The following is a 22577-nucleotide window of genomic DNA, read 5'->3' on the forward strand; positions in this document are numbered from 1 at the left end:
AGGATTAAAAATTTTACTAAAAAAACCATAAAACAGCCTAAGTATCACGATCCATGAAATCCCGAGATCAATTAAAAACCAGTGACCTTATTTGGTGCCACCTAGCTTCAGGATATGTTTAAACTCCGCTGCTGTAACGGCGCAGACAGACAACCTGCCTTGCCTTACCAGCGATAAGTTCGCTAATTTATCATCAGCCTTCATGGTTGCCAGGGTTACGGGCTTGGGCAAAGCCTTCACAGGTTCCAGGTCTACAACCACCCAATTTGCATCATCCGTTGTGGGATCTTGGTAAGCCTCCTTTACTACTTTAGCAATACCGACTACTTGAAGGCCCTCATTGCTATGATAAAATAAAACCTGGTCGCCAACTTTCATTTCCCTGAGATTATTCCGCGCCTGGTAATTTCTCACGCCATCCCAAAATGTGCGGCCATCCCTAACAAATTGTTCCCAAGAGTATTTAAATGGTTCAGATTTTACGAGCCAATAATGCATTCTCATTCAAATTTAAATTCAACAGAAAAATTTAATTACCAACCGCTAGCTAAAACATCAGCGATGTGCATAATCTTAATTTCCTTTTGATGTTTGCGGATATAACCATCTAAGTGCATCAGGCAACTAAGATCGGTAGATACCAAGTAATCGGCACCCGTTTCGATCGCATTCAGCACTTTTTGCTCGCCCATACCGACAGAGATCGGTTCGTATTTGACAGCGAAAGTGCCACCGAAACCGCAACAGGTCTCACAATCATCCATTTCATTCAACTTAAGTCCTTTCACCTTGGATAAGAGTTTCCTGGGGCCTTCCTTGATACCGCATTCCCTCAAAGCACCGCATGCATCATGGTAAGTGGCAGTCCCTTCCAGGGTCGCACCGGTATCCGGGGCATTCAGCACTTGCACTAAGAACTCGGTAAATTCGAACATATTTTTCTTCAACTGCTTTACCTCGTTATGCATCGCGGAATTATCGAAGAGTTTACCGTAATAATTTCTCACGAAGCCCGTACAGGAGCCGCTGGGAGCAACAATATAATCGTATGATTGGAAATCTTTCAGGAATTTGGAAGCTACCGCACGGCATTCATCTTGGTAGCCCGCATTGAAAGCAGGTTGCCCGCAACAGGTTTGATCAGGATTATAGCTAACCTTGCAACCCAGTTTTTCAAGGACTTTCACCATGTTAAAAGCAGTTTCGGGGAACAATTGATCCACAAAACACGGCACAAAAAGTTGAACATTCATTCCATTCTGATATTAAAAAGTAAGATTGTCCTACTTCAAATTAAGCTAAATTGATTCATCGATGTTTCAAACTTACAAAATCCGCGCCATCTAGCCAGCCGCTACCTCTTACCTAGCGCCAACTGGCGTTGAAAGCTCATCATTTTCAAAGCCGCGAGTGCCGCTTCTTCTCCCTTATGACCATGCACGCCACCTAACCTTTCATTAGCCTGCTCAATATTGTTAACAGTCAATACCCCGAAAATGGTGGGAACTGGGAGCGACAAATTTAATTGAAGGACACCTTCTGTTACCGCTTTACAAACGTAATCAAAATGTGGTGTTTCGCCACGGATCACGCAACCCAGCGAGATAAAGGCCGAAGGTTGCACCCCCGTGCCCTTGGTCTGCTCCCAATATTGTTTTATCGCGAACGGAATTTCGACAGCGCCAGGCACTTGGATCTTGGTAACATCTTTAATATTATGCTTTTCCAATATACGATCACAGCCCGACATTAGTTCATTGATAATAAATTCGTTCCATTCGGTATATATAATAACAACACTGGCACCCTCTAAAGGAAGGATGCCAGCATCGTTTAATACACTTGAATTATGTTCAGACATAGTATTAAATCTTATAGTATTTTAACCTGCAAACCCAGCAAAAGCGTGGCACGATTACCTAACAACACCTAGGCGGGCTAAGTATTTGTCCATATCACGACCTTCTGCGGTAGTAGGATATTGATCTTTGATCTGTTGGTAAATCTTGATCGCTTCATCGGTTTTGCCGGCTTTTTCAGAAGCAAGTCCAGCACGCATTAAAAAGGTTGGGCTGGTTAACTCATTCGGGTTATAAGCAGCAGCTTTCTTGTATGCATCGATAGCTTCGGGAACCTTGTTCAATTCCATGTAAGCATCGCCGGTGATACCGTAAGCCATAGCTTGTACCACCAGGTCATTACCTTTGAATTGGCTTAACATATCAATACCTTTTTGGTATTCGCCTAATTTCACGTAACACACACCGGCATAATAGTGCGCCAAGTTACCGGCTTGGGTATTGCTATATTTATCGATCACTTGCAAGAAACCTTCTTCCCCGCCTTTAATACCGTTTAAGGCACGGGCAAAGGAATCAACCGCAAAATTATTTTGCGCGTGGAAAATCATCTTTTGAGCTTTCAGCTCGCGGGGCGCTTTCACTAATTTGTTGTAACCGAAGAAACCACCCACAGCCACTACAATTACAAGGGCTGCACCGAGGATAACATTTTTATTCTTCTCGTAAAAGTCTTCAGCTTTGTATAAGCTTTTTTGTATGTCAAAGCTTTGCTCCTCTTGATTATCTGCTTGGGTAGTCTTTACTTTATGATCTGCCATTGTATAGCAAAAGTTAAAATTAAAATATACAGTATTATTCAAAAATGAAGGTTAACAGCGGGAACCGGTTTGTTATTGAAGCCGGCCCAAGTGTTAACCTTCTTATTATTTATTAGTCTACGATAAACGGATAATCCTGTTGAACATATACATCTTTCAACAGCTCGTCATCGGAAGGCCAAGGTGATTCTTCTGCAAAGTTAACACATTCTTCAACTTGCGCTTTCACCTTTTCATTGATAGCCTCGATTTCCGCCTCGGTAGCCCATTTTTTATCTTGAATCACTTTCAACACCTGGTTGATCGGATCTTTATCTTTATATTCTTCAACCTCTTCCTTCGTGCGGTATTTCGCAGGGTCGCTCATAGAGTGACCGCGATAGCGGTATGTATTGATTTCCAACAAGGTAGGTCCTTCGCTTTTACGGGCGCGTTTCACGGCGCGTTCAATGCCTTCGTGAACGGCTTCGCAACTCATACCGTCGATAGAATCGGCTGGCATTTCGTAAGCATCGGCCAATTTATAAATATCCAGTACGTTAGAAGTACGTTCTACAGAAGTACCCATCGCGTAGCGATTATTTTCGCAGATAAAGATTACCGGCAATTTCCAGGTCATCGCCATATTAAAGGTTTCGTGCAACATCCCTTGACGGGCAGCGCCATCACCGAAGAAACACAATACCACGTTATCCGTATCCTTATATTTTTCAGCGAAAGCCAAACCTGCGCCAGTACCGATCTGGGCACCCACGATTCCATGCCCGCCAAAGAAGCCCAGCTCCTTGGAGAAAAAGTGCATAGAACCACCCTTTCCTTTTGAACATCCCGTAGCTTTGCCATACAACTCCGCCATACAAGCATTCGGGCTAATGCCCTTAGCGATCGCCAAAGCGTGGTCGCGGTAAGCTGTGATAAACTTATCATCTGGCTTTGTAGCTGTAATAGCGCCAGCAGCAACAGCTTCCTGACCTATATACAAGTGACAAAAACCACGAATTTTTTGCATACCGTATAATTGGCCAGCTTTTTCTTCGAAGCGGCGCATTAACAGCATTAGCTCGTACCAGTGGAGGTAGGTGTCTTTAGAGAATTTCGTCTTCACGTCTGTTAAAGTTTGCACTAGTTCTTAATTTGTTCGCAAATATAATTGTAAAATCCTAAAAACTAAATACCATTTCTATTAGGTGCATAAATTATACAAATTCGTCAATTTCAAGCACTTTTGTATTTTATATATTTTTAGCATTCAACAACTACGGCCACACTAATTGAATTGGGTGTAAATTGCGAATTAAATGTATAAAATATTTTATTTAAAAATAGTCTGGATTGTTATTAGTTAGGAAAATATCGCTCGTTCAATTTAAAAATTACCCGCAAAAAATATTTGATTTTCATAAAAGAATTATCGGGATCACGGGAAAAAATGGCGTTGGCAAGACAAATTTGCTCGATGCCATCTATTATTTATGCTTTACCAGGAGCTATTTTAGTAGCCAGGAGCAGCAAAATGTGCTTTATGATACCAATGGCTTCCGCATCGAGGGGCTGCTGGAGAAGCTGGGACAGCCCGGGAAAATAGTTTGTACCCTGAAGGCCGGCAAAAAGGAAATATCTCTCGATGATACGCCATATGAAAAATTTTCGCAACATATCGGATGCTTCCCTGCCGTGATGATCGCACCGGACGATGCCGAAATCATCCTCGGTGGTAGCGAACCCCGCCGTAAGTGGCTCGATACCATGCTTTCCCAACTGGATAATGCCTACCTGGATCACCTGATCGCATATCAAAAAATTTTATTGCAACGCAATACCCTGCTCAAACAAATTGCTGAATCCGGTAAAAACCAGGATGCTTTGCTGGAAATACTGGATGAACAACTTGCCTTGCATGGCCAGCCGATTTTCGATGCCCGTAATGCTTTCCTGCCCGGTTTTAATGAAAGGGTGCAGCGTTTGTACGATTACCTGGCCGAAGCCCCTGAGCATGTCCGGATCGATTATTCCTGCCAGTTGCTGGAAATGCCCCTGATCGAATGGCTAAAACAGCAACAATTGAAGGATAAGATGCTCCAGCGAACCAGCGCCGGTATACATAAAGATGATTTGCAATTTGTATTGAATGATCACCCGATGAAAACCAGCGCCTCGCAAGGGCAGCGCAAAAGCTTCCTATTTGCCCTGAAACTTGCCCAATTTGAAGTTTTGAAGGAATTGAAAAATTGTCCGCCCATACTTTTGCTAGACGATATTTTCGAAAAATTGGATGAAGAAAGGGTCAGCCGATTGGTAAAACTTGTGAGCGAGGATGATTTCGGCCAAGTGTTTATCACCGATACGCACCAGGAAAGGCTAAAAAACGCTTTCGGAGCCCATGCTGACCAACTACAATTAATCGTTATCGAATAATTTACGCACATCTTAACGTTACATCTTTCTGCTCCCTATATTTGTACCATGCGCAACAAAGTAGTCAGTATCGGTGATGCCCTGAAGGCTTACCTGGATAAAAGTAGGTTTAAACCCAAGCTGCTTGAGGTTAAAATTCAAGAAAACTGGGAACAGCTAATGGGGAAAACTATTGCCAGGTATACGGAGTCGGTTCAACTGATCGATGGGAAGTTGATGGTGACCACTACGATCGGGCCACTGAAACAGGAACTGTCTTATTCGAGGGATAAAATTATGCACCTGGTGAATGACATGTTGGGGGAAGCCGTGGTGAAAGAGGTGATTATTAAATGATGAGATTACTATAATACGAAAAGGTCGCCCCTGCATAAGGAGCGACCTTTTTTTCGGGAATATTTTTAACTACACTTTGTTATAGAGACGAGGCTTGCCTTATCTCTACCCACGGGTTTGGGGGATGTCTTTTTGAATTTCGATCATGTTTACCGGTTGGGAAAAATCGCCCAATAACCAGCGGCTGTAATAATCTGCGAGGTTCCAAAAGAACCATTCTTGCATATTTCCATAGCCGTGGCGTTGACCGGGCAACAATAAGAAATCGAAGCGCTTGTTTGCCTTGATCAGTGCATTGATAACTCGGACCGTATTCGCCGGGTGTACATTATTGTCGATATCCCCGGTGGTAAGCATTAAATGCCCTTTCAAGTTTTTCGCTAAATCAGGATTTTTCTCGATGTTGTAAAGGAACGTAGTATCCCCTTTCTCCGTGATATGCTCTTGTACCCCATGATGCTTTTCACTCCACCAGCGGTTATAAATACTATTATCATGATTGCCGGAAGAGGATACGGCTACTTTGAAGAAATCAGGATACACTAACATCGCCGCAGTTGACATGAAACCACCGCCGGAATGACCGTGAATACCTACCCTGTCGATATCAATAAAATCATAGCGATCCGCCAACTGTTCTATGGCTGCTTTTTTATCAGCCAATCCATAGTCGCGCAAGTTACCGTAACCGTAGTTATGATACCATTTGGAACGGCTGGGATGCCCACCCCTGTTACCTACCGTTACAACGATCAGCCCAATTTGAGCCAGCCGGTCAGTTCGGTCGGCTACCTTTGAGAAAGATTTGTTTACAGCTTCCGTTTGAGGGCCGGGGTAAACATATTCAACAACGGGGTATTTTTTGGTGCTATCGAAATCGAATGGTTTATACATAACGCCGTACAGATCTGTAATACCATCATCTGCTTTCACTTTGAAGATTTCAGGGAATTTGTAACCAACAGCAAATAAGTTCTTTAAATCCGCGGTTTCCAAATCCATGATTTTCTTCCCTTCATTGTTATATAGGGCAGATTGGGGCGTAGTATTGACCCTGGAGTAGTTATCAACAAAAAACTTGTTATTATCATCCAGGCTCATGTTATGATCGAAATCGCCTTTATTTAACAATTTCAAGTTAGAGCCATCAAAATTTACGCGGTACAAGTGCATATAATAAGGATCTTCACCGGCTTCGCGGCCATTAGCCGTAAAGTACAATACGCGGTTTTTCTCGTCAATATTCACGATATCCTCGCAATGATACGCGCCCTGCGTGACCTGGTTTTTCAGTTTGCCGTTTTCATCATACAGGTAAAAATGTGCCCAACCATCCTGTTCACTCCATTGGATCAATTCCTTGCCGCCATTTACCAAACCAACCCGACGTGTTTCCACGTAAGTATTTAAACGCTCCTCAATTACTGTTGATGCCGAAGCCGTTTTAGCATCCACTTTCATGACATCAATGCGTTTCAAATCGCGGCTGGTGCGGGTCAGGTAGAAATAATTATTAGTACCGTGCCAAACGTATGGATGCCATTCATCATCCCTATCAGATTTTTTCCTGGGGCCGGACCAAATAGACACATCCTGGTTTTTGAAATGCACCAAGGGCACTTCTTGAGACGTTTTGGTTTTGTTGTCGAAAATTAGAATATGCTGGATCGGCGCTTCCTTTTCGCCGGGCATTTGATATTTATAAGTTTCCAATGTTGGCCTGGGATCCGCGATGCTGTTGATGACCCAAAGATCCTTAACATCACGTTTATCTACCCTGTTCAACACGAAATAATCACTGCCTGGCGACCAAAGTATCCTGGCTGATTTTCTTTTCTTCTTATCTTTTTTTGATTCCGTGTTCAAGGAACTATATTCATCACCGCCATAGGCATAATTATCCACTCCATCTTTGGTGATCGCATGTTCTACGATCGTGGAGTCATCTTCGTTCTGCAATGCTTTTTCATAATTCGCCTTATCCATCCAATACAGGTTGAACTCCCTTGCGAAAACGATTGTTTGTTGATCCGGGGAAATTGATGCCCAACCCGGCCGTTTTTTAGGTCGTTTAAAATCCGTTAACTCCGTTAGCTGTTGGCTGTCCAAGTTATATTCAAAATAGAACGTTTTCTTTTGTTTCTTGGGTTTAGCTTTCTTTTCAGCGCTTTTCTTATCGGTGCTGTCTTTTTTTGCTGCCGCGGAATCCGGCTTAATCTCTTCCTCTATAGAACTTTTCACCTGGAACTGAATCGTTCTCTCATCCTTGATAAACTTTAAGCTATCGATAGGTAAATGCTGCGCATCGAAAGGATCCCTAACGATGCGGGTAAGTTCCGCGGCTAATTTTACACGATCAAACATCAGCTTTTTACTAGCGGTAGCCGGGTTTACGATGTACCAATTTTTGCCATCGGTTGTTTCGTATTCATACCAAAAGCGATCGGATTGTTTGAGCCAATGCGCATCTACCGAAGTAGAAAACACCATTTTCTTTTGTTTTTGCGGGGAGAATTTCGCCGCCAATTTGTAGTTAGCATGTTGAGCTTGCACTTCTGCCGTGCTAATAAGCAATGATGAAGCCAGCAACAAGTAAGAGAATATCTTACCGGTAAAGATTTTGTTTGACATAAGTTGTACGGATGGTGATCCTTATTTCGACTTTTTGAAATGTGGCATCCCTTTTTTAAGGTAAGCCTGCGTAGAGACAAGGCATGCCTCGTCACTACACAGGCGAATTTATAAAAGAAGGAAATCTTAAAGATGGAAATTTGATGAATGGCTAAGGGCAATAATTCTGGCAAAAACAAGCTGGCGCTATAACGCAGCATACTGCTTTCCCCGGAACTATTGCCCTTATCATATTGGACAACCAAGATTAACAGGAGGATAAAATCGTATTAAATCTTAGGCTGTTCCATTTTTATGTTAATAGAATGGCTGGAAGTTGATCAAAGTATTTGGAAAGATCAATAATATGTTAAATGGTATTATAAAGAACTACCCTTTCGCTATCTCGTTCGCTACCACCTTCATATCTTCAATGCTTAAACGGGTGTTCATGTGTAATAATATCATATCGGAACCATCGTGCACTAACATGACGAGGTGACCGATTTTATTATCTTTCCCGGTATTGTATAAAGACACGTGGCCGCCATTCCCGGAAGCTTCCACTAAAAGATCACAATGCCCCTTACCTGTCAGGTTTGATTTCAGCTTATTAATCGCGGATCTTTCAAACTCGGATCCATCTGTAAGGGAAACGATATATATCTTGAGATTACGAACTTTAGAAACCAAATTTGCCCAGGCCCTGTCTTCTTGTTCCATTTTCACGCTTCTCAACACGGTTTTGGCAATACCCATAGGTAAGGCTCCTACACCGATACCGAAGGTACAATAGCCCATATCGCGGTATTCGTTTTTAAATTGTCTTAAATATTTTTTCTGTGCATCAGCAGATGAAAGCAATAGGGAAAAACATACGGTTGTGGCGACTAATAGGCGGATGAGTTTCATAAACAGGTAGTTTAGTAATTTAGAATGAAGGGGCGCCAGGTGTTTATAGAATGGCGAAGCTTTCGGCGCCCCTTGGTATGATGTATTATTTTTTAGCTTTTTTCAGGTTGCTGAATCCTTCGATGTTCATATCATCGGCAATGCTGCTTAGTTCACTCAGGTTAATATCCCCTACCAGGCTGAGTGCCACGAAGGTATCCATGCCACCTACCAGCATAACGAGCTCCGCGATATTGCCCTTGGAATTTTCTTTAACCAGGAAGCGGAGATCATTTTCTTTTTCCCTGATGGTCATTAATTCTTCAAATTCCCTTGTGAGCAAGGAAGACGCTTCCTTGTATAACTTTAGCCCATCTTTGGCATCTTCTTTCACTAATATTCTCAGTCCTCTTAATTTGGAAGCAACATCCAGCACTTTTTTACTATCGGGATCACTGGAGCTGATTTTACTGAACATGGAAAACATTTTTGGCGAGATACTGATGACCATAAAAGCTTCATCGTTCTGGTACTTTTTAAAGAACTGGTCTATAACGCTTGTCTGCGCTTGCGCTGAGAAGCCGGCAATAAGTATGATGAGGAGAAAATATATCTTTTTCATTGTTTACTGTTTTTACTTGTATTTTTTAAGAGTAGTGCTAAATGTTCGAACAAATTTTTTCATCAATTGATATATTATAAGTTATTTATTTCCATTTTCCGGTGCCAGTACTTCCGTAGCTTCACTAAACTTGGCCAAGTTTTCCATCGGTTTGGTGCCTTTATTCAAGTTTTTCGCTACGATCTGCAAAGCTTTCTGTGTTTCTTCAAATGCTTTTTGCGGATCGTTATAAGTATCTGTAAAAGCATATTGATTATCCATCCTGTACTTTTCGGTAAACTGCTGCACGGAATAACCAATTCCCAACGCGGTGATCAACACGGCGGCATAACGCATCCAATTGAGGTAGAACGGCCTGCGCGAAACCACTTTGAGGGCGGGCTGTACTTCATCCCAAGGGCCTGTTGCAACCAGTTCTGCAATTTTCTGATCCTCATCGGATGCCTCTTGATGGAAATATTGAAACATGGGCGCAGCTTCCTGTAAGTCAGCCGGCAAGGTGCCTTGATGTTCGTGGAAGAATACTTTCAACTGGGATTCTTCCCCGGTACTCGTTTCACAATCCCAATACTTGGCGAGTAGTTCCCTAATTTTATTGTATTCCATAAACTTGCATGTTTTTAAGTTGTTCCCGGACAGTTTTCCTGGCCCGGTGTAAATTCACTTTTACTTCATCTAGCGTAATATCCAGTATATCCGCTATCTCCTGGTAAGAGAATCCATCGATATCTCTCAATTGTACCAAGCTCCTGTATTTTTCCGGTAAGCCGTTAATCACGCTGTGTACCTTCTTCATCACGTCCCTTTTCTCAGCCGATTGTTGTGGATCGGGCTGTTGCGCTGCCGGTACATCGTAAGCTTTATCTATATCGTCGGCCCTTCTGTATTTCATTGACTTCATCTTATCCAAGGCTAGGTTACGGGTAATGCGCATACACCATGCTTCTAAATTATTCAGCTCATGCATCCTTTCTTTCTGGTGCCACACTTTCATCAATGCATCCTGGGTGATGTCCTTCGCATCTTCCTCGTTGCCAAGCAATCGGAAAGCGAAGCGATATAGCTTTTGCTTTACAGGCATTACTTGTGTGAGAAATAGTTCAATAGACATAGTAATAAGAAGACGACCGCTTCAAATCTTTGTTACAAAAAAAGTAAAAAATTATTTAGAATTATTTTACAATGTTGATAATCAGTATTTTATAAAAATTCTAATACTGGTTTTTCATATTGAAGTTAGCGCTTTCCATTATTTCAAAGCGATACGGGGATCCACGAGGCTATATATAATATCTGCCAGGATATTTATGGTAACAAAAACTGCGGCTGTTACTAGTACGGCTCCCATTACTACGGGGAAATCGAATTTCTCCAATGCATCTACCGTTACCTTACCAATTCCTTTCCAGCCGAATATATATTCAACGAAAAATGAGCCTGCCAATAATTCAGCGAACCAACCCGTTACGGCGGTAATTACCGGGTTCAGAGCATTTCGCAAGGCATGTTTGAAAAGTATAATTCTACCGGGTAGCCCTTTTGCCTTGGCTGTACGGATATAATCCTGCCCCAATACATCCAGCATCGCGCTGCGGGTCAATTGAACGATAATCGCCAAGGGACGTATCCCCAGCGTAATTGCGGGCAAAATTAAGTTTCTTACATTCAGTACCCTACCGCGGAATGGGTCAATATCGAACAAACTACCGGTCATATATAAACCGGTATAATGACTGAAAACATATCCAAAGAGGTAGGCCAGTACGATACCTGTAAAAAACGATGGAGCTGAAATACCGATCACGCTGGCAAATACGGAACCCGTATCCATCCAGGTGTTTTGTTTTACGGCGGACAGTACCCCCAAGCCTATACCCACTACCGTCGCGATAAGCATGGCGGCCAGCGCGAGAATTAGCGTACCGGGTAAAGCTTCGATCAATATTTCCCAAACATCTTTTTTCCCTTGGTAAGAACGCCGCAAGTAGGGCGTTTTGATAACCAATATCCGTTCCCCCTTGCCAAGGCTTAAGATTTTATAATAATTAAGATTGGCTTTAGCATATGCTGTATCGTGGACAGCAAGCGGGGAAATATCATTCAAATACATTAAAAACTGTACAGGTAAAGGTTTATCCAGGTGCAATTCCTTGCGTACATTTTCCAGGGAAGCCACATCCGCACGTTGTCCCAAGGTTAGGCGTGCAGGATCACCGGGCAAAACATTGAACAGGAAGAATACCACGCAAACCACTCCCAGCAAGACCAAGGTGCCGTATATTAATTTCCTGAGAATGTATTTAAACAATGTGTATCAAGATTTTGGTTAAAAAAATCCCGGTGCATGTATTATTGCACCGGGAAGAAAGATAATTAAAAATTTAAGGAATATCATTATAATGCCACTTGCCAGTGATCGTGCCATTTTCAATCTTCATCAAGCAAGGGTTGCTCCTACCCGCCGTTTTAATCGCCACACCATCCATCTGCAAAAATTCGAATTGCAATTGGTGCGCTTGCTTGAACGCTTCAACAGACTGCTGGTCAGAAGCTGTAACACCGTATAAATATATCTCCCCGTTTTGTGCTTTCTTTTGCAAGTCATGCATTTTAGCATCCCAACCGTAGCCTGCTTTCGCAGTATTTTCAGATAAGAATAAATAAACCGGCTTATCCGCGGTAAGTAATGCATCGGTTTGGTTACCGCCGTTGAAATCCGATAAATAAAAATCCTTGATAGCCGGTTCGGCATCCCCTTTCTCCACTAATTTATCCTTGCGGTCTTTAAATACCCAGGTGCTGTCATCCCAAGGATAATTGTCCATCGTAAATTCTTTAGCAATACCATCCTTTTCATAAATGAGTACTGTTTCGTAACGATCGGGCTTGGCGCCGGGCGGCAATTTCATCTTTTCAGGGATGTTATTGCCGACTTTATACGGCAAACAGTCGATGATGGGCAAATGATTCAGCGTATACCATTGAATGGCAAACGGAAATATGATACCGCTAGCCATAAGGATCAGGATTAGTTTCTTGTTTTTAAATAATGGCTGGATCTGTTTGCGGTAAAAGAAAATCACCAGGATCATCAATAGTAATACAACATCTTTATAAAAAGTTTCCGTTGCTGTCAGCTTGATACAATCCCCGAAACAGCCGCACTCCTTGATCGTACCGCTGAATAAAGCAAAGCCCGTAAGGAAAGTAAAGAAGAGGATCAATAATAACAATAAGAAAGAAAATACCCTCATTCCGTATCCTAATAAAACGGCAATACCGGCAATGATTTCAAAAGCGTTCATCAATACGGAAAATACAAGCGAGTAAGGGTTCAGCCATGCCATGTGCAGCACTTCGAAAAACTCGTTCATCTTGTAACTTAATCCCAGCGGATCGTTGGCTTTTATTAAACCTGAAAAAATAAATAGTACCCCGACTATAATGCGGAATAGGATTAGGATAATTCTCATGGTGGGTTTTTATGTTGTAAAACAAATTGATTACCTACAGATGATCGGGAAGATAATTAATTAATTTTGTTCCGCTTCACCAATTAGGATAAGCGCGAAAATTGCATAGTTCGTGATATCAACAAAGTTGGAATCTATACCTTCCGAGGCGATCGTTCTACCTTCATTCTTTAAAATCTGTTTTATTCTTAACAGCTTTGTCAAGATCAGATCTACGAATGATTCTTGGCTCATATCTCTCCAGGCTTCGCCGTAATCATGGTTCTTCTGCTCCATGATACCGCTTATATGGCTGACCTGCAAATCGTAAAGCCGGGAAACTTCCGCGACGGGAAGATCAGTATAAGGATCATCGTTTAACTGCATTTGCATAAGGGCAATGATCCCGTAATTCACGATGGCAGCAAATTCGCCATCGATCGATTCATTAACTTTCTGCGTTTTCAGTTCCTGTATGGTACGGATTCTTTGTGCCTTGATAAATAGCTGATCCACGATGGAAATCGGGCGTAATACCCGCCAAGAAGTGCCATAGTCCTTAGTCTTCTTAATAAACACATCCTTGCAAGCCGATATCACAGCTGCATATTGTTGCGCGGTTTGTAGATTGTTTGCCAAGTGCCTCTATAAATTATTTATTCCTAATAAAAATTAATTATCGAATTTTGCAGCAGAAAAACCTGCCAATGAGTTTCAAAAATACATTATTACATAAAGATTTCAGCATCAACTGCAAAGGAAAATTATTGTCCTTGGCCGAACCCTTGGTCATGGGAATAATTAACCTGACCGATGATTCATTTTACGAAGGCGCTAGGAGCAGGCATTGGCATTTAGTAAATGAGCAGGCGGGTAAGATGCTGGAAGAAGGTGCAACGATGATCGATCTCGGCGCTCAAAGCACGCGCCCCGGTTCCAGCATCGTTGGCGAAGATGAAGAAATCGAACGGCTACTTCCCGCCATACATAATATATTACATCACCACCCCGAAGCGATTATATCTATCGATACTTATTATGCGAAAGTAGCTGAAAAAGCTATACTGGCGGGAGCCAGCATCATAAACGATATCAGCGCAGGCGATATGGATGCCGGAATGATTGAAACTGTCGCCGGATTACAAGTACCGTATATTGCGATGCATATGCAGGGAACGCCGCAAACCATGCAGATTGATCCCCAGTATAACCATGTTGCGCTCGATGTACTGGATTATTGCGCTCAAAAGCTGGATGTTTGCCGCAAGGCCGGCATTAAGGATGTTATAATCGACCCGGGATTCGGCTTTGGAAAAACCTTATATCATAATTATTCATTACTTCAACATCTAGAAAACTTCAAGATACTCGATGCCCCGGTATTGGTCGGGGTATCCAGGAAGTCAATGATTTGCAAACTACTGGAAATAACCCCGCCGCAAGCGCTGAACGGCACGACCGTTTTACATACCCTCGCGTTACAAAAAGGCGCCCATATTTTAAGGGTACATGATGTTAAAGCAGCGATGGAAGTAATCCGTATCACGCAATTTATGAACGCGATGGACAAGGCGCCGATGTAATTTTTTACGCGGACATTGAAATCTGAAATAGAATTTTATCTTTGATGGCAAAAAAACGGCCTTAAAAGCAGTATCTTCCCAAGGATTGTATGTAGAAAGAACAAGAACAGATTTGTATTAATGCATTAGCTCACCCTTCGTCGTATGGATTTATTGAAATTAGAGTTTAGTTGGTTGGATGCCATTGACCTGCTGATCGTCATAGTGCTGGTTATCCAGCTTTACCGCTTGCTGAAAGGCAGTTTGGCCTTTAATATATTCCTCGGATTATGCGTCATATACGCTATTTACTTTTTAGTAAAGGCGCTACATATGACGATCCTAACGAGTATCTTACAAAATATTATCAATGTTGGCATCATTGCAATCATTGTCATTTTTCAGCCCGAGATCCGGAAGTTTTTGCTGGTACTCGGAAAGAAAACACCTTTAAGCAAGGACAGTTTTTTCACGAAGCTGTTCCTGCCTGATAAGTTTAAAAGTTATAAAGAAGAAGAAGCCATCATCAACGAGATTACCTTGGCCGCTACCCACCTGGCACAAAAACGTACGGGGGCATTGATCGTGATTGCGAATACATACCGCGTAAAGTTTGACACGGCATCAAGTATTAATATCGATGCCAACATCAGCGCCAAATTAATAGAAAGCATTTTTAGTAAAGAAAGCCCCTTGCATGATGGAGGCCTGATCATCGTTGGTAATAAAATGCTGGCAGCAAAAGTGATCTTGCCCGTTTCCGAGAATCCTAACCTACCAACGAGGATAGGCCTGAGGCATAGGTCCGCCGTGGGTATTACCGAACATAGCGATAACCTCGCCATCATTGTTTCCGAAGAAAGAGGCACCATTTCTGTTGCCCAAGATGGCGTGCTTTCGATGGATATTTCCCCGGAAGAGCTGAAAGTGAAACTTTACGAAGTAATGGTGGACGGCATCTCCTGACCCAGGTAACAAACTTGCATTCGTGTCAGTTATACATAAAATAAATTTTATTGATTTATAATCATTTACCATTTATTAATCACCTAAATTAAAAAGGCAGTTTTCTTATTCATGTAAATAATACGCAAAATAAAAAAACTGCCTTTCCCCTATTTTCCAGGTAAATTATACTGTTACCATTTCCGATTTTATTTCCGCGATAAATTGATCCACTTGCTGTAGCGACACATTGGGCATACAGATGATATGTGTCATGCCACTTTCAGAAGCCAACTGGTATTTTTCCGAGATAACTTTAGAAACTTCGGGGAATACCACGGTGATACATTGGGGGTTGCTCCATGCCGGGATTCCGGATAAATTCAATTGCTCCCTTGTATAATCCGCAACTTTCAAACTATGAAATGCGCGGTCTCTAAATCCTTCTTCCCCTAGCTTCTGAATTGCATACCATAAAAACAACGGGCTATGTCCATTCCTCGAGCCGGTAATAGTAGTGTCCATCGAACCGATGTAAGAAACCGACCGGGCGATGCGATCCCTGTTCGACTTCTTCACTACAACTACCCCGCAAGGAACCGGGGAACCTATGAATTTATGCCCGCTGATCGCGATGCTATCAATGCCATCTTCAAAATCAAATGCCGGTTTCGGTTGCAAAAAAGCGATATACGAGCCGCTCAGGGCCGCATCAGCGTGGATATAATGTTGGCGGATGGCCAGCTTCTTCAAAATTTGCTTGATGGATGGTACATGATCCCTGGCTTCCGTCATCGTGGTGCCGATGTTTGCTAATATAATAACCGGGTGCTGGCGATGTAATTGAATGGTATGTTCCAGGTCATCGTAATCCATTTCGCCGTTTTCCTTCGAGCGGATCGTGATATATTGCATGCCCAGTAACTGCAAGTTCTTTTGCACGCTGTAATGGGTAGATTCCGAGAAATATACCATGGCATTGGGATATAATTCCCTCGCCAGGTACAATGCATACAAATTTCCTTCGGAGCCGCCGTTCGTTACGTAACCCCACCAATTATTGAAAGGCGCCCGGAATAATTTCGCGAAGAAGGCCACGACCTCCTGTTCAATTTTCCTGGTTCCTACCCGGTAAGTAGAATCGGAAAAGGGATCCCCGAGATTATTAAGTGGATAGTTAAAAAAGGGGTATAAGTCATTGTAATTGAAATCTTTAGAAACCGGGTAACCCAAGAAATCGCGGGTACTATCCCCTATCTCCTCCAGGAGTTCGGCCAGGCGTTCGTGGATAGATTTATCTACCGTAAGCATATTTTTCAGAAATTATTTTCTACAAATCTAAAAATAATAGTACTTCGTATCTTATTTAGTCGTATATTTAGAAAAGAAAAACTATTTTCTGTATTTTTACAGTAATATTTTTCTATTTAAATCCCAAATTGTAAGTTATGCAGGCTGTTTCATCTACCGTGGCATCACTCGATAGGATAGACAAGCGCATCTTGCAGGTGATGCAGTCCAATGCAAAGTTGAACACGAAGGAAATTGCACACAGAGTGGGATTAACGATTACACCTACTTACGAACGAATCAAGAAGATTGAAAAGCTTGGTATTATCAAGCAATATGTCACCCTGCTGGATAGAGAGAAAGTTGGGAAAACATTGATGGCTTTTTGTAGTGTATCGTTACAATTGCACTCACAGTTGCAGATCCAGAGGTTTGAGGAAGCAATTAGCCACTTACCTGCTGTCATGGAATGCTACCATGTAGCAGGACAATTTGACTACTTGTTAAAAGTAGTAGTGGATGATATGAATCAATACCAGCGATTTATAACACAAAAATTGGCTGCGATTGAGAACATAGGCCATGTACACAGTTCTTTTGTGATGACTGAAGTGAAGCATGATACGGCATTCCCGTTAGATGTACAAGGCGATTAACAGTAACCAGGTACGGTTACAAATGAATTATTAAACCTATTCCATACCTATAGAAACCTAGAACGTTTACTTACCCAATTTGAAGCAATTGAGGCTGTTTCCCAGACAGCCTCAATCCTCATTTATATCGAGGAACGTTTACTTGATGTAAATTTAATATTAAAAAATTAATTATTAATTATTTTTTCTATCATTCCTTTTAAACTTTCGGCAATTCTTTCCATACCGACATCGGTTGGGTGCACCCCGTCTACCGTTCCTTCATGATCCGTACCGATGAAATCAGTCCCGGGGATATAATACAAACCTTTTACACCTGAAGCTATCAAGTGGTCATAAGCCCTTTTGGATTCTTTGTTCTTCGCACGGTTTAGCGGATGCATTTTCTCATCGAAATATCCGTTTTCATATAAATAGCCCTCTACCATTAATACCGGTGTGTAAGGATGGGCTTGCTTAAGTTGATGCACCAAGGCTACCGTCCTGTCATAAATAATTCCGGGTTCAGAATTAGGATTACAGTCCAGCACGTACAGGGCGGCATCTACTTCATTCATCGCTTTGCCGATCGGTGCTTCGCTTTTACCATTGCCGCTGAAGCCAAGATTTATGAAGGGCCTATGCAGTTCGCGGCTCAAGATGTTGGTGAACGCCATACCTGTTCTACTGGCACAACCGCCCTGGGCAATACTTGAACCGTAATACACCACCGGTTTTTTATCCAGCATATCGCTGTTGGCCGGTTCTTTTATATATGCCCCCTTATTGATCCCGATCCAAAGGCTATCGACACCATCGTACAAGGGCAGGTATAGCATATATTCACGTTCTACATCGGCGCCATTCCTTAGAATAATATTCTCATTTTCCTTTTTATTTTGCGGGATGGCAGTGCGGACATACTGCCACTGACCATTTTCCAAGGCATATAAGTCCAGTCCTTTGATACCCGTGTAGGCCATGTGGCTCATCATGCTATTAAATTTCAGCACCCACCTCGCAGCAATCATGTTGGCATTGCTCCTGAAGCGGATGGCAATACCTGCGCTATTGAGGCTGAGCTTCCAAACTGGCGGGCGCACTTCATCTTTATACGTGTTTGCCAATCTTTGGTAGCCGGGAGCAGAAGGAATTTGATTGATCTTAACCATGCCGGAAGCATCGATAAACTGGAGACTGTCAATTGGCGTTGTTTGCGCGAATGCACAAGAACTCATCGCGGTAAATAGGATAGCAATAAATGCTGATTTTTTCATGCTAAAGATTTGCTAAACAAGATAGCTAATCATTGCAAGTTTTAATAACCAATGGGCAATAACTCCTTGAGCGGGGAAATATTATTTCAAACGGATGTTAAAGATGCGCACTACTTTTTTACCGGTAACGTGTTTCCAGCGGAGGTAAAGCAGTTTCCTACTTTCAAATGCTGCGGAATCTATCGCTTCAAATGGCGGTGTGCCCGGGAAGTACTTAACCCGTATATCCATCTTTTTACCGTTATCTAGGCTTTCTACCGTAGCTAGATTTTTATCCTTGATGATATTTGTACTATATAGGATCAAGTTATCATCGGGTAAATAAGTTACCGGGTATAAATATTGTCTCGGTAATGCATTTTCTTGCAAGGGCAAAATATATGCGAAGGAGCATTTATTACCGCAGGCGCCTTCAAGGCAGATCATCTCTTCGTTATACCATTTCAAATCGGGGTGTGCAGAGGCTTCTAGCGTATCCGGGGTTGTATTCAGAAAGGAATGATCCCCCCATTTTAATTGAAATTGACCGTTGGAGAATTTATCGATTTCGAGAAAAACATAATCATCATTAATCAATGTATCGACCTGCACCCCAGTTGCTTCGGGCGCAGTCGATTTCTTCGGGGTTTGCTGACAAGCTATTAAACTTCCTAGTAACAAAAAAAGTAGCGTTCTTTTCATTTTAAAGTATGGTTGTACCAAGTCATGTTGAATCCGTTTAATAATAACAAAAAATATTCATTGCAGTTCCCTTACTATCAATTAATTTTATAATAATTTCCAATTTTATATGGAAAAGGAATCAATTATATTCTTCGACGGCGTTTGTAACTTGTGTAACAGTAGCGTACTATTTATTATCAAAAGAGATAAAAAGGCACACTTTCGTTTCGCATCGCTACAATCAGCACTGGCTAAAGAGATGCTTCCCCCTGCCCTACTTGGTATTTCCAGTATAGTTTTACTTGAGGATGGCCAATATCATACCAAAAGTTCCGCAGCCTTGAGAATTGCCCGTAAATTGGATGGCTTGTGGCCCGTTTTATACCCTGGGATTATTATTCCAAGGTTTATTAGGGACGCGGTATATAACTTTATCGCTGCGAATAGGTACCGGTGGTTCGGGAAACGGGAAACGTGCATGCTGCCAACAGCAGAGCTGAAAAACCGCTTCATGGATCACGGATTATAGGATTGCACGGATTTTAGGGTTGTTGGATTGTAAGATTGAAGGATTGAAGGATTGTAGTGTTGTTGATTGTAGGATTGCGCATTTTTTTCTTGCTTTGTTTAGTTGGGGTGTTTACAAAAGAAAAATGGCGACAAACTAGGTTCGACGCCATTTTCTTTATCAAAGTTGAACTACAATTATTTTTTAGCCGTATCTGTAGACTTAATAATGTCAGATACTTCCACATCGAATGCTAAAACGGCGTTCGGGGGAATGTTTGGTTGGCTACCGCGGAAACCGTAACCTAAGGCAGAAGGAATCAAGATTGTTGCTTTCGCACCTTTTTTCAATTTAGCCATCGCAACATCCCATCCTTTAATAACCCTACCTTCACCTAATTTAAATTTAAACGCTGTTAGAGGCATACCGGGACGGAAAGTAGTGTCTTGGTTAGTGTCGAAAATCTTACCATCCAACAATTTACCAGTGTAGTACATAGACAGGGTATCGCCGTCAGCCGGTAATTCGCCGCTGCCTTCTTCATTAATCACCGCGTACACGCCATCGCCCAATTCTACCGCGTTCAATTTCTTCTCGGAGATATAATCTTTGATGATTTTAGCATCTTTTTCATTCTGTGTCGCACTGCTATATTTACCATCTACAACGAAAGTCAAGTTAATGAAATCACCTTTCTTAGCGAAGAATGGTACTTGTGGCAATGAATCAACAGGAACAGAGAAGCAAGCGCTATCACCCACTCTCAGGTTAGCGATACCATCCATCAGATCAAATTTATCCATTGATTTAACGATGGGAACCGGGATAGCATTAGGGCTTTGATCCCTGGAGTCGATCAATAAAGAGTCGTTCAAAGTTTGACGAACGTACATCAAAGCCGTATCTCCAACTTTCAACTGATCGCCGTTACCAGCTTTCAAAATTGTATATTCGAAGCCGCCGGAAGTTTTACCTTTTTTCTGGCCGCAACTAGCTGCCATAACGCCGAAAGCGGCAGCAGCAAGAAACAAATGTGATTTTTTCATTTGATTATTTTTGTGAATAGATCTCTATTGTAAAGCATCTTCATTTTCTCGCATTGCTTTGATAAAACGGTTAACGGTAATTTCCAGCGAATCGGAACTTCTTCCTCCAGCCGCGTTGAAATGACCGCCACCTTCAAAGTATTTACGGGCAAATTTATTAACATCAAAATTACCTTTAGAACGGAAAGATAACTTCACTTCCACATTTCTATCGATGATCAAGGCTGCTAATTTAATACCTTGTATGGACAAAAGGAAATTCACCAGCCCCTCCGTATCCCCTGTCTGCAAATCGAACTTTTTCAGATCCGTGTAAGGGATCGCAATGATGGCGGTATTATATTCATAAAATACATCCATCCTGTTGAGCAGGCTATGACCGAGGAAACGCAGGCGGTTTTCTAAGAAATTATCGTAAATCGCCTGGTGAATTATTTCGTGTTTTAAGCCCCTTTCCAATAAATCAGCCACCATCCGGTGTACCCTGGCAGAAGTTGCAGAGAAACGGAATGAGCCGGTATCGGTCATCGTTCCAGCGTAAATGCATTGGGCCATGGCATCATTGATCAAATCCTCATCTCCTAATTTATAAATGATTTCGTAAATCATCTGGGCGGTGGCCGCTGCCGTGGTATCGCTGATACCGTAATCAAAGCTAGGCTGTGGCTCCAGGTGATGATCGATCAATATCTTGATTGCCGGGAGCGCTTCCAACACGGGAGCCATATTTTTGGTACGGCTCAGGTTATTAAAGTCCAGGCAAAACAGTAAATCTACATCTTTTAAGGCCTCCATCGATTTTTCGTTCATGGATTCAAAGTCCAGTACATATTCAGCACCGGGCATCCATTTCAAAAAATCGGGAAAATTGGTAGGCGAAATAACGGTTACCTGGTGCCCTTTCTGAATCAGGTAATGATACCAAGCTAGTGAAGAACCCATCGCATCTGCATCCGGTTTTTGGTGCATGGTGATGATGATTTTTTTAGGCTCGCTTTCCAGTAAGGGTTTAATATCCTCGATCGGCTTCATCAAAAAAACTATAATGTTATATTTTACAAGCTGTTATTATACGTAACCGTGCTCAATGAAAATGAAACGCGAAGTTCATTATTTGAACCTGATTTTCAAAATTTTTTACTACTTAGCAAATTCTGATTACTTTTGCGGCCTGGAAACCATTAGTTTTCACTGGCAGATTGAATAGCAAAGAGGGCGAATTTAAACAACCCTAGCTTACAAATCAAGGTTTCAGGCATTAATTTAACAAATACATACAAATTCATATGGGTAACAGAACTTTTACCATGATTAAGCCCGATGCAGTGGCTAACGGTCACATCGGGGCTATCTTGAACAAGATTTCGGAAGCGGGATTCCGCATCGTAGCCATGAAAATGACCCGTCTTTCCGGGCAGAAAGCCGGTGAATTTTACGCGGTTCACAAAGAACGTCCTTTCTACGGTGAATTAGTAGAATTTATGAGCAGTGGCCATATCGTGGCGGCAATCTTGGAAAAAGACAACGCGGTGGAAGATTTCCGCAAATTGATCGGCGCTACCAACCCTGCCAATGCTGAGGAAGGTACTATCCGTAAAATGTATGCTGAATCTATCGGCCGCAATGCGATCCACGGTTCAGATTCTGACGAAAATGCTCAAATTGAAGGTGATTTCTTCTTCAGCGGCTTAGAAAAATTCTAATC

The 22577-nt window shown here is 42.1% G+C and carries 25 protein-coding genes; 7 read left to right on the forward strand and 18 right to left on the reverse strand.

Going from position 1 to position 22577, the window contains the following annotated elements:
• Positions 1-87: 87 nt before the first annotated feature.
• From COR50_RS16100 to pdhA, 5 genes are all read right to left on the reverse strand, one after another.
• Positions 88-504, reverse strand: coding sequence for an EVE domain-containing protein (locus COR50_RS16100; protein ID WP_232516196.1), 417 nt, complete (start codon positions 502-504; stop codon positions 88-90).
• A gap of 29 nt (positions 505-533) precedes the next feature.
• The gene (locus COR50_RS16105; RefSeq protein ID WP_098194935.1) at positions 534-1253 is read right to left on the reverse strand and encodes a (Fe-S)-binding protein; all 720 of its coding nucleotides are present in this window, start codon (positions 1251-1253) and stop codon (positions 534-536) included.
• Positions 1254-1354: 101 nt separating this feature from the next.
• Complete coding sequence (ribH, locus tag COR50_RS16110; RefSeq protein WP_098194936.1) at positions 1355-1861, reverse strand: 6,7-dimethyl-8-ribityllumazine synthase; 507 nt, start codon at positions 1859-1861, stop codon at positions 1355-1357.
• A gap of 54 nt (positions 1862-1915) precedes the next feature.
• Positions 1916-2620: a tetratricopeptide repeat protein gene (locus tag COR50_RS16115; protein WP_098194937.1), complete on the reverse strand. Its 705-nt coding sequence runs from the start codon at positions 2618-2620 to the stop codon at positions 1916-1918.
• Positions 2621-2732: 112 nt separating this feature from the next.
• On the reverse strand, positions 2733-3725 hold the full coding sequence (gene pdhA / locus COR50_RS16120) for a pyruvate dehydrogenase (acetyl-transferring) E1 component subunit alpha (RefSeq protein WP_098196279.1): 993 nt from the start codon (positions 3723-3725) through the stop codon (positions 2733-2735).
• 227 nt (positions 3726-3952) lie between these two features.
• Here pdhA and recF point away from each other — a divergent pair, with 227 nt between their 5' ends.
• Entirely contained in the window at positions 3953-5035 is a 1083-nt protein-coding gene (gene recF, locus COR50_RS16125) for a DNA replication/repair protein RecF (protein ID WP_098194938.1), read from the forward strand.
• Positions 5036-5083: 48 nt separating this feature from the next.
• Positions 5084-5371 (forward strand): DUF721 domain-containing protein, encoded by a 288-nt coding sequence (locus COR50_RS16130; RefSeq protein ID WP_098194939.1) that lies wholly within the window; start codon positions 5084-5086, stop codon positions 5369-5371.
• Positions 5372-5476: 105 nt separating this feature from the next.
• Here COR50_RS16130 and COR50_RS16135 read toward each other — a convergent pair whose 3' ends face one another.
• The 8 genes from COR50_RS16135 to COR50_RS16170 form a co-directional block, all read right to left on the reverse strand.
• On the reverse strand, positions 5477-8002 hold the full coding sequence (locus COR50_RS16135; RefSeq protein WP_098194940.1) for a S9 family peptidase: 2526 nt from the start codon (positions 8000-8002) through the stop codon (positions 5477-5479).
• Positions 8003-8371: 369 nt separating this feature from the next.
• Positions 8372-8893 carry a DUF4252 domain-containing protein gene (locus COR50_RS16140; RefSeq protein WP_098194941.1) on the reverse strand — a complete coding sequence of 174 codons (522 nt, stop codon included), beginning with the start codon at positions 8891-8893 and terminating at the stop codon, positions 8372-8374.
• A gap of 85 nt (positions 8894-8978) precedes the next feature.
• Positions 8979-9494, reverse strand: a complete 516-nt coding sequence (locus COR50_RS16145; RefSeq protein WP_098194942.1) for a DUF4252 domain-containing protein — start codon at positions 9492-9494, stop codon at positions 8979-8981.
• An 81-nt stretch (positions 9495-9575) separates the two neighbouring features.
• Positions 9576-10100: a hypothetical protein gene (locus COR50_RS16150; RefSeq protein ID WP_098194943.1), complete on the reverse strand. Its 525-nt coding sequence runs from the start codon at positions 10098-10100 to the stop codon at positions 9576-9578.
• Positions 10087-10605, reverse strand: a complete 519-nt coding sequence (locus COR50_RS16155; protein WP_098194944.1) for an RNA polymerase sigma factor — start codon at positions 10603-10605, stop codon at positions 10087-10089. The genes COR50_RS16150 and COR50_RS16155 overlap by 14 nt, the downstream gene beginning before the upstream one ends.
• Before the next feature lie 138 nt (positions 10606-10743).
• Entirely contained in the window at positions 10744-11802 is a 1059-nt protein-coding gene (locus COR50_RS16160) for an ABC transporter permease (RefSeq protein ID WP_098194945.1), read from the reverse strand.
• A 73-nt stretch (positions 11803-11875) separates the two neighbouring features.
• On the reverse strand, positions 11876-12967 hold the full coding sequence (locus COR50_RS16165; RefSeq protein ID WP_098194946.1) for a BT_3928 family protein: 1092 nt from the start codon (positions 12965-12967) through the stop codon (positions 11876-11878).
• A gap of 60 nt (positions 12968-13027) precedes the next feature.
• Positions 13028-13585 carry a DUF1599 domain-containing protein gene (locus COR50_RS16170; protein WP_098194947.1) on the reverse strand — a complete coding sequence of 186 codons (558 nt, stop codon included), beginning with the start codon at positions 13583-13585 and terminating at the stop codon, positions 13028-13030.
• A gap of 68 nt (positions 13586-13653) precedes the next feature.
• On the opposite strand from COR50_RS16170, the gene folP reads away from it, so the two are divergent.
• Together folP and COR50_RS16180 are read left to right on the forward strand one after the other, a co-directional pair.
• Positions 13654-14529, forward strand: a complete 876-nt coding sequence (gene folP, locus COR50_RS16175; RefSeq protein ID WP_098194948.1) for a dihydropteroate synthase — start codon at positions 13654-13656, stop codon at positions 14527-14529.
• Between the two features lie 144 nt (positions 14530-14673).
• Positions 14674-15474 (forward strand): diadenylate cyclase, encoded by an 801-nt coding sequence (locus COR50_RS16180; RefSeq protein WP_098194949.1) that lies wholly within the window; start codon positions 14674-14676, stop codon positions 15472-15474.
• Between the two features lie 165 nt (positions 15475-15639).
• Here COR50_RS16180 and COR50_RS16185 read toward each other — a convergent pair whose 3' ends face one another.
• Positions 15640-16764, reverse strand: a complete 1125-nt coding sequence (locus COR50_RS16185; protein ID WP_098194950.1) for a histidine decarboxylase — start codon at positions 16762-16764, stop codon at positions 15640-15642.
• Between the two features lie 137 nt (positions 16765-16901).
• On the opposite strand from COR50_RS16185, the gene COR50_RS16190 reads away from it, so the two are divergent.
• A complete protein-coding gene (locus COR50_RS16190; protein WP_198405673.1) occupies positions 16902-17399 on the forward strand; it encodes an Lrp/AsnC family transcriptional regulator in 498 nt (165 codons plus the stop codon).
• Positions 17400-17566: 167 nt separating this feature from the next.
• On the opposite strand, the gene COR50_RS16195 is transcribed toward COR50_RS16190, so the two are convergent.
• Entirely contained in the window at positions 17567-18655 is a 1089-nt protein-coding gene (locus COR50_RS16195; protein ID WP_098194951.1) for an SGNH/GDSL hydrolase family protein, read from the reverse strand.
• Between the two features lie 81 nt (positions 18656-18736).
• Positions 18737-19336, reverse strand: a complete 600-nt coding sequence (locus COR50_RS16200; RefSeq protein ID WP_098194952.1) for a hypothetical protein — start codon at positions 19334-19336, stop codon at positions 18737-18739.
• Positions 19337-19445: 109 nt separating this feature from the next.
• On the opposite strand from COR50_RS16200, the gene COR50_RS16205 reads away from it, so the two are divergent.
• Complete coding sequence (locus tag COR50_RS16205) at positions 19446-19847, forward strand: thiol-disulfide oxidoreductase DCC family protein (protein ID WP_098194953.1); 402 nt, start codon at positions 19446-19448, stop codon at positions 19845-19847.
• A 176-nt stretch (positions 19848-20023) separates the two neighbouring features.
• Here COR50_RS16205 and COR50_RS16210 read toward each other — a convergent pair whose 3' ends face one another.
• Entirely contained in the window at positions 20024-20872 is an 849-nt protein-coding gene (locus COR50_RS16210; protein ID WP_098194954.1) for an FKBP-type peptidyl-prolyl cis-trans isomerase, read from the reverse strand.
• 24 nt (positions 20873-20896) lie between these two features.
• Positions 20897-21904 carry a DHH family phosphoesterase gene (locus COR50_RS16215; RefSeq protein WP_098194955.1) on the reverse strand — a complete coding sequence of 336 codons (1008 nt, stop codon included), beginning with the start codon at positions 21902-21904 and terminating at the stop codon, positions 20897-20899.
• A 254-nt stretch (positions 21905-22158) separates the two neighbouring features.
• Between COR50_RS16215 and COR50_RS16220 the strand changes: the two genes are divergently transcribed.
• Positions 22159-22575 carry a nucleoside-diphosphate kinase gene (locus COR50_RS16220; protein WP_098194956.1) on the forward strand — a complete coding sequence of 139 codons (417 nt, stop codon included), beginning with the start codon at positions 22159-22161 and terminating at the stop codon, positions 22573-22575.
• The last annotated feature ends 2 nt before the right edge of the window (positions 22576-22577 follow it).

Origin of the sequence: Chitinophaga caeni, assembly GCF_002557795.1 — a bacterium.
Taxonomy (GTDB): domain Bacteria; phylum Bacteroidota; class Bacteroidia; order Chitinophagales; family Chitinophagaceae; genus Chitinophaga; species Chitinophaga caeni.

Bases quoted from the DNA above. Each gene is read 5' to 3' on its own strand.
- COR50_RS16100 (WP_232516196.1), bottom strand. From the start codon at position 504: ATGAGAATGCATTATTGGCTCGTAAAATCTGAACCATTTAAATACTCT.
- COR50_RS16105 (WP_098194935.1), bottom strand. From the start codon at position 1,253: ATGAATGTTCAACTTTTTGTGCCGTGTTTTGTGGATCAATTGTTCCCC.
- ribH (WP_098194936.1), bottom strand. From the start codon at position 1,861: ATGTCTGAACATAATTCAAGTGTATTAAACGATGCTGGCATCCTTCCT.
- COR50_RS16115 (WP_098194937.1), bottom strand. From the start codon at position 2,620: ATGGCAGATCATAAAGTAAAGACTACCCAAGCAGATAATCAAGAGGAG.
- COR50_RS16130 (WP_098194939.1), top strand. From the start codon at position 5,084: ATGCGCAACAAAGTAGTCAGTATCGGTGATGCCCTGAAGGCTTACCTG.
- COR50_RS16135 (WP_098194940.1), bottom strand. From the start codon at position 8,002: ATGTCAAACAAAATCTTTACCGGTAAGATATTCTCTTACTTGTTGCTG.
- COR50_RS16140 (WP_098194941.1), bottom strand. From the start codon at position 8,893: ATGAAACTCATCCGCCTATTAGTCGCCACAACCGTATGTTTTTCCCTA.
- COR50_RS16145 (WP_098194942.1), bottom strand. From the start codon at position 9,494: ATGAAAAAGATATATTTTCTCCTCATCATACTTATTGCCGGCTTCTCA.
- COR50_RS16150 (WP_098194943.1), bottom strand. From the start codon at position 10,100: ATGGAATACAATAAAATTAGGGAACTACTCGCCAAGTATTGGGATTGT.
- COR50_RS16155 (WP_098194944.1), bottom strand. From the start codon at position 10,605: ATGTCTATTGAACTATTTCTCACACAAGTAATGCCTGTAAAGCAAAAG.
- COR50_RS16165 (WP_098194946.1), bottom strand. From the start codon at position 12,967: ATGAGAATTATCCTAATCCTATTCCGCATTATAGTCGGGGTACTATTT.
- folP (WP_098194948.1), top strand. From the start codon at position 13,654: ATGAGTTTCAAAAATACATTATTACATAAAGATTTCAGCATCAACTGC.
- COR50_RS16180 (WP_098194949.1), top strand. From the start codon at position 14,674: ATGGATTTATTGAAATTAGAGTTTAGTTGGTTGGATGCCATTGACCTG.
- COR50_RS16185 (WP_098194950.1), bottom strand. From the start codon at position 16,764: ATGCTTACGGTAGATAAATCTATCCACGAACGCCTGGCCGAACTCCTG.
- COR50_RS16190 (WP_198405673.1), top strand. From the start codon at position 16,902: ATGCAGGCTGTTTCATCTACCGTGGCATCACTCGATAGGATAGACAAG.
- COR50_RS16195 (WP_098194951.1), bottom strand. From the start codon at position 18,655: ATGAAAAAATCAGCATTTATTGCTATCCTATTTACCGCGATGAGTTCT.
- COR50_RS16200 (WP_098194952.1), bottom strand. From the start codon at position 19,336: ATGAAAAGAACGCTACTTTTTTTGTTACTAGGAAGTTTAATAGCTTGT.
- COR50_RS16205 (WP_098194953.1), top strand. From the start codon at position 19,446: ATGGAAAAGGAATCAATTATATTCTTCGACGGCGTTTGTAACTTGTGT.
- COR50_RS16210 (WP_098194954.1), bottom strand. From the start codon at position 20,872: ATGAAAAAATCACATTTGTTTCTTGCTGCTGCCGCTTTCGGCGTTATG.
- COR50_RS16215 (WP_098194955.1), bottom strand. From the start codon at position 21,904: ATGAAGCCGATCGAGGATATTAAACCCTTACTGGAAAGCGAGCCTAAA.
- COR50_RS16220 (WP_098194956.1), top strand. From the start codon at position 22,159: ATGGGTAACAGAACTTTTACCATGATTAAGCCCGATGCAGTGGCTAAC.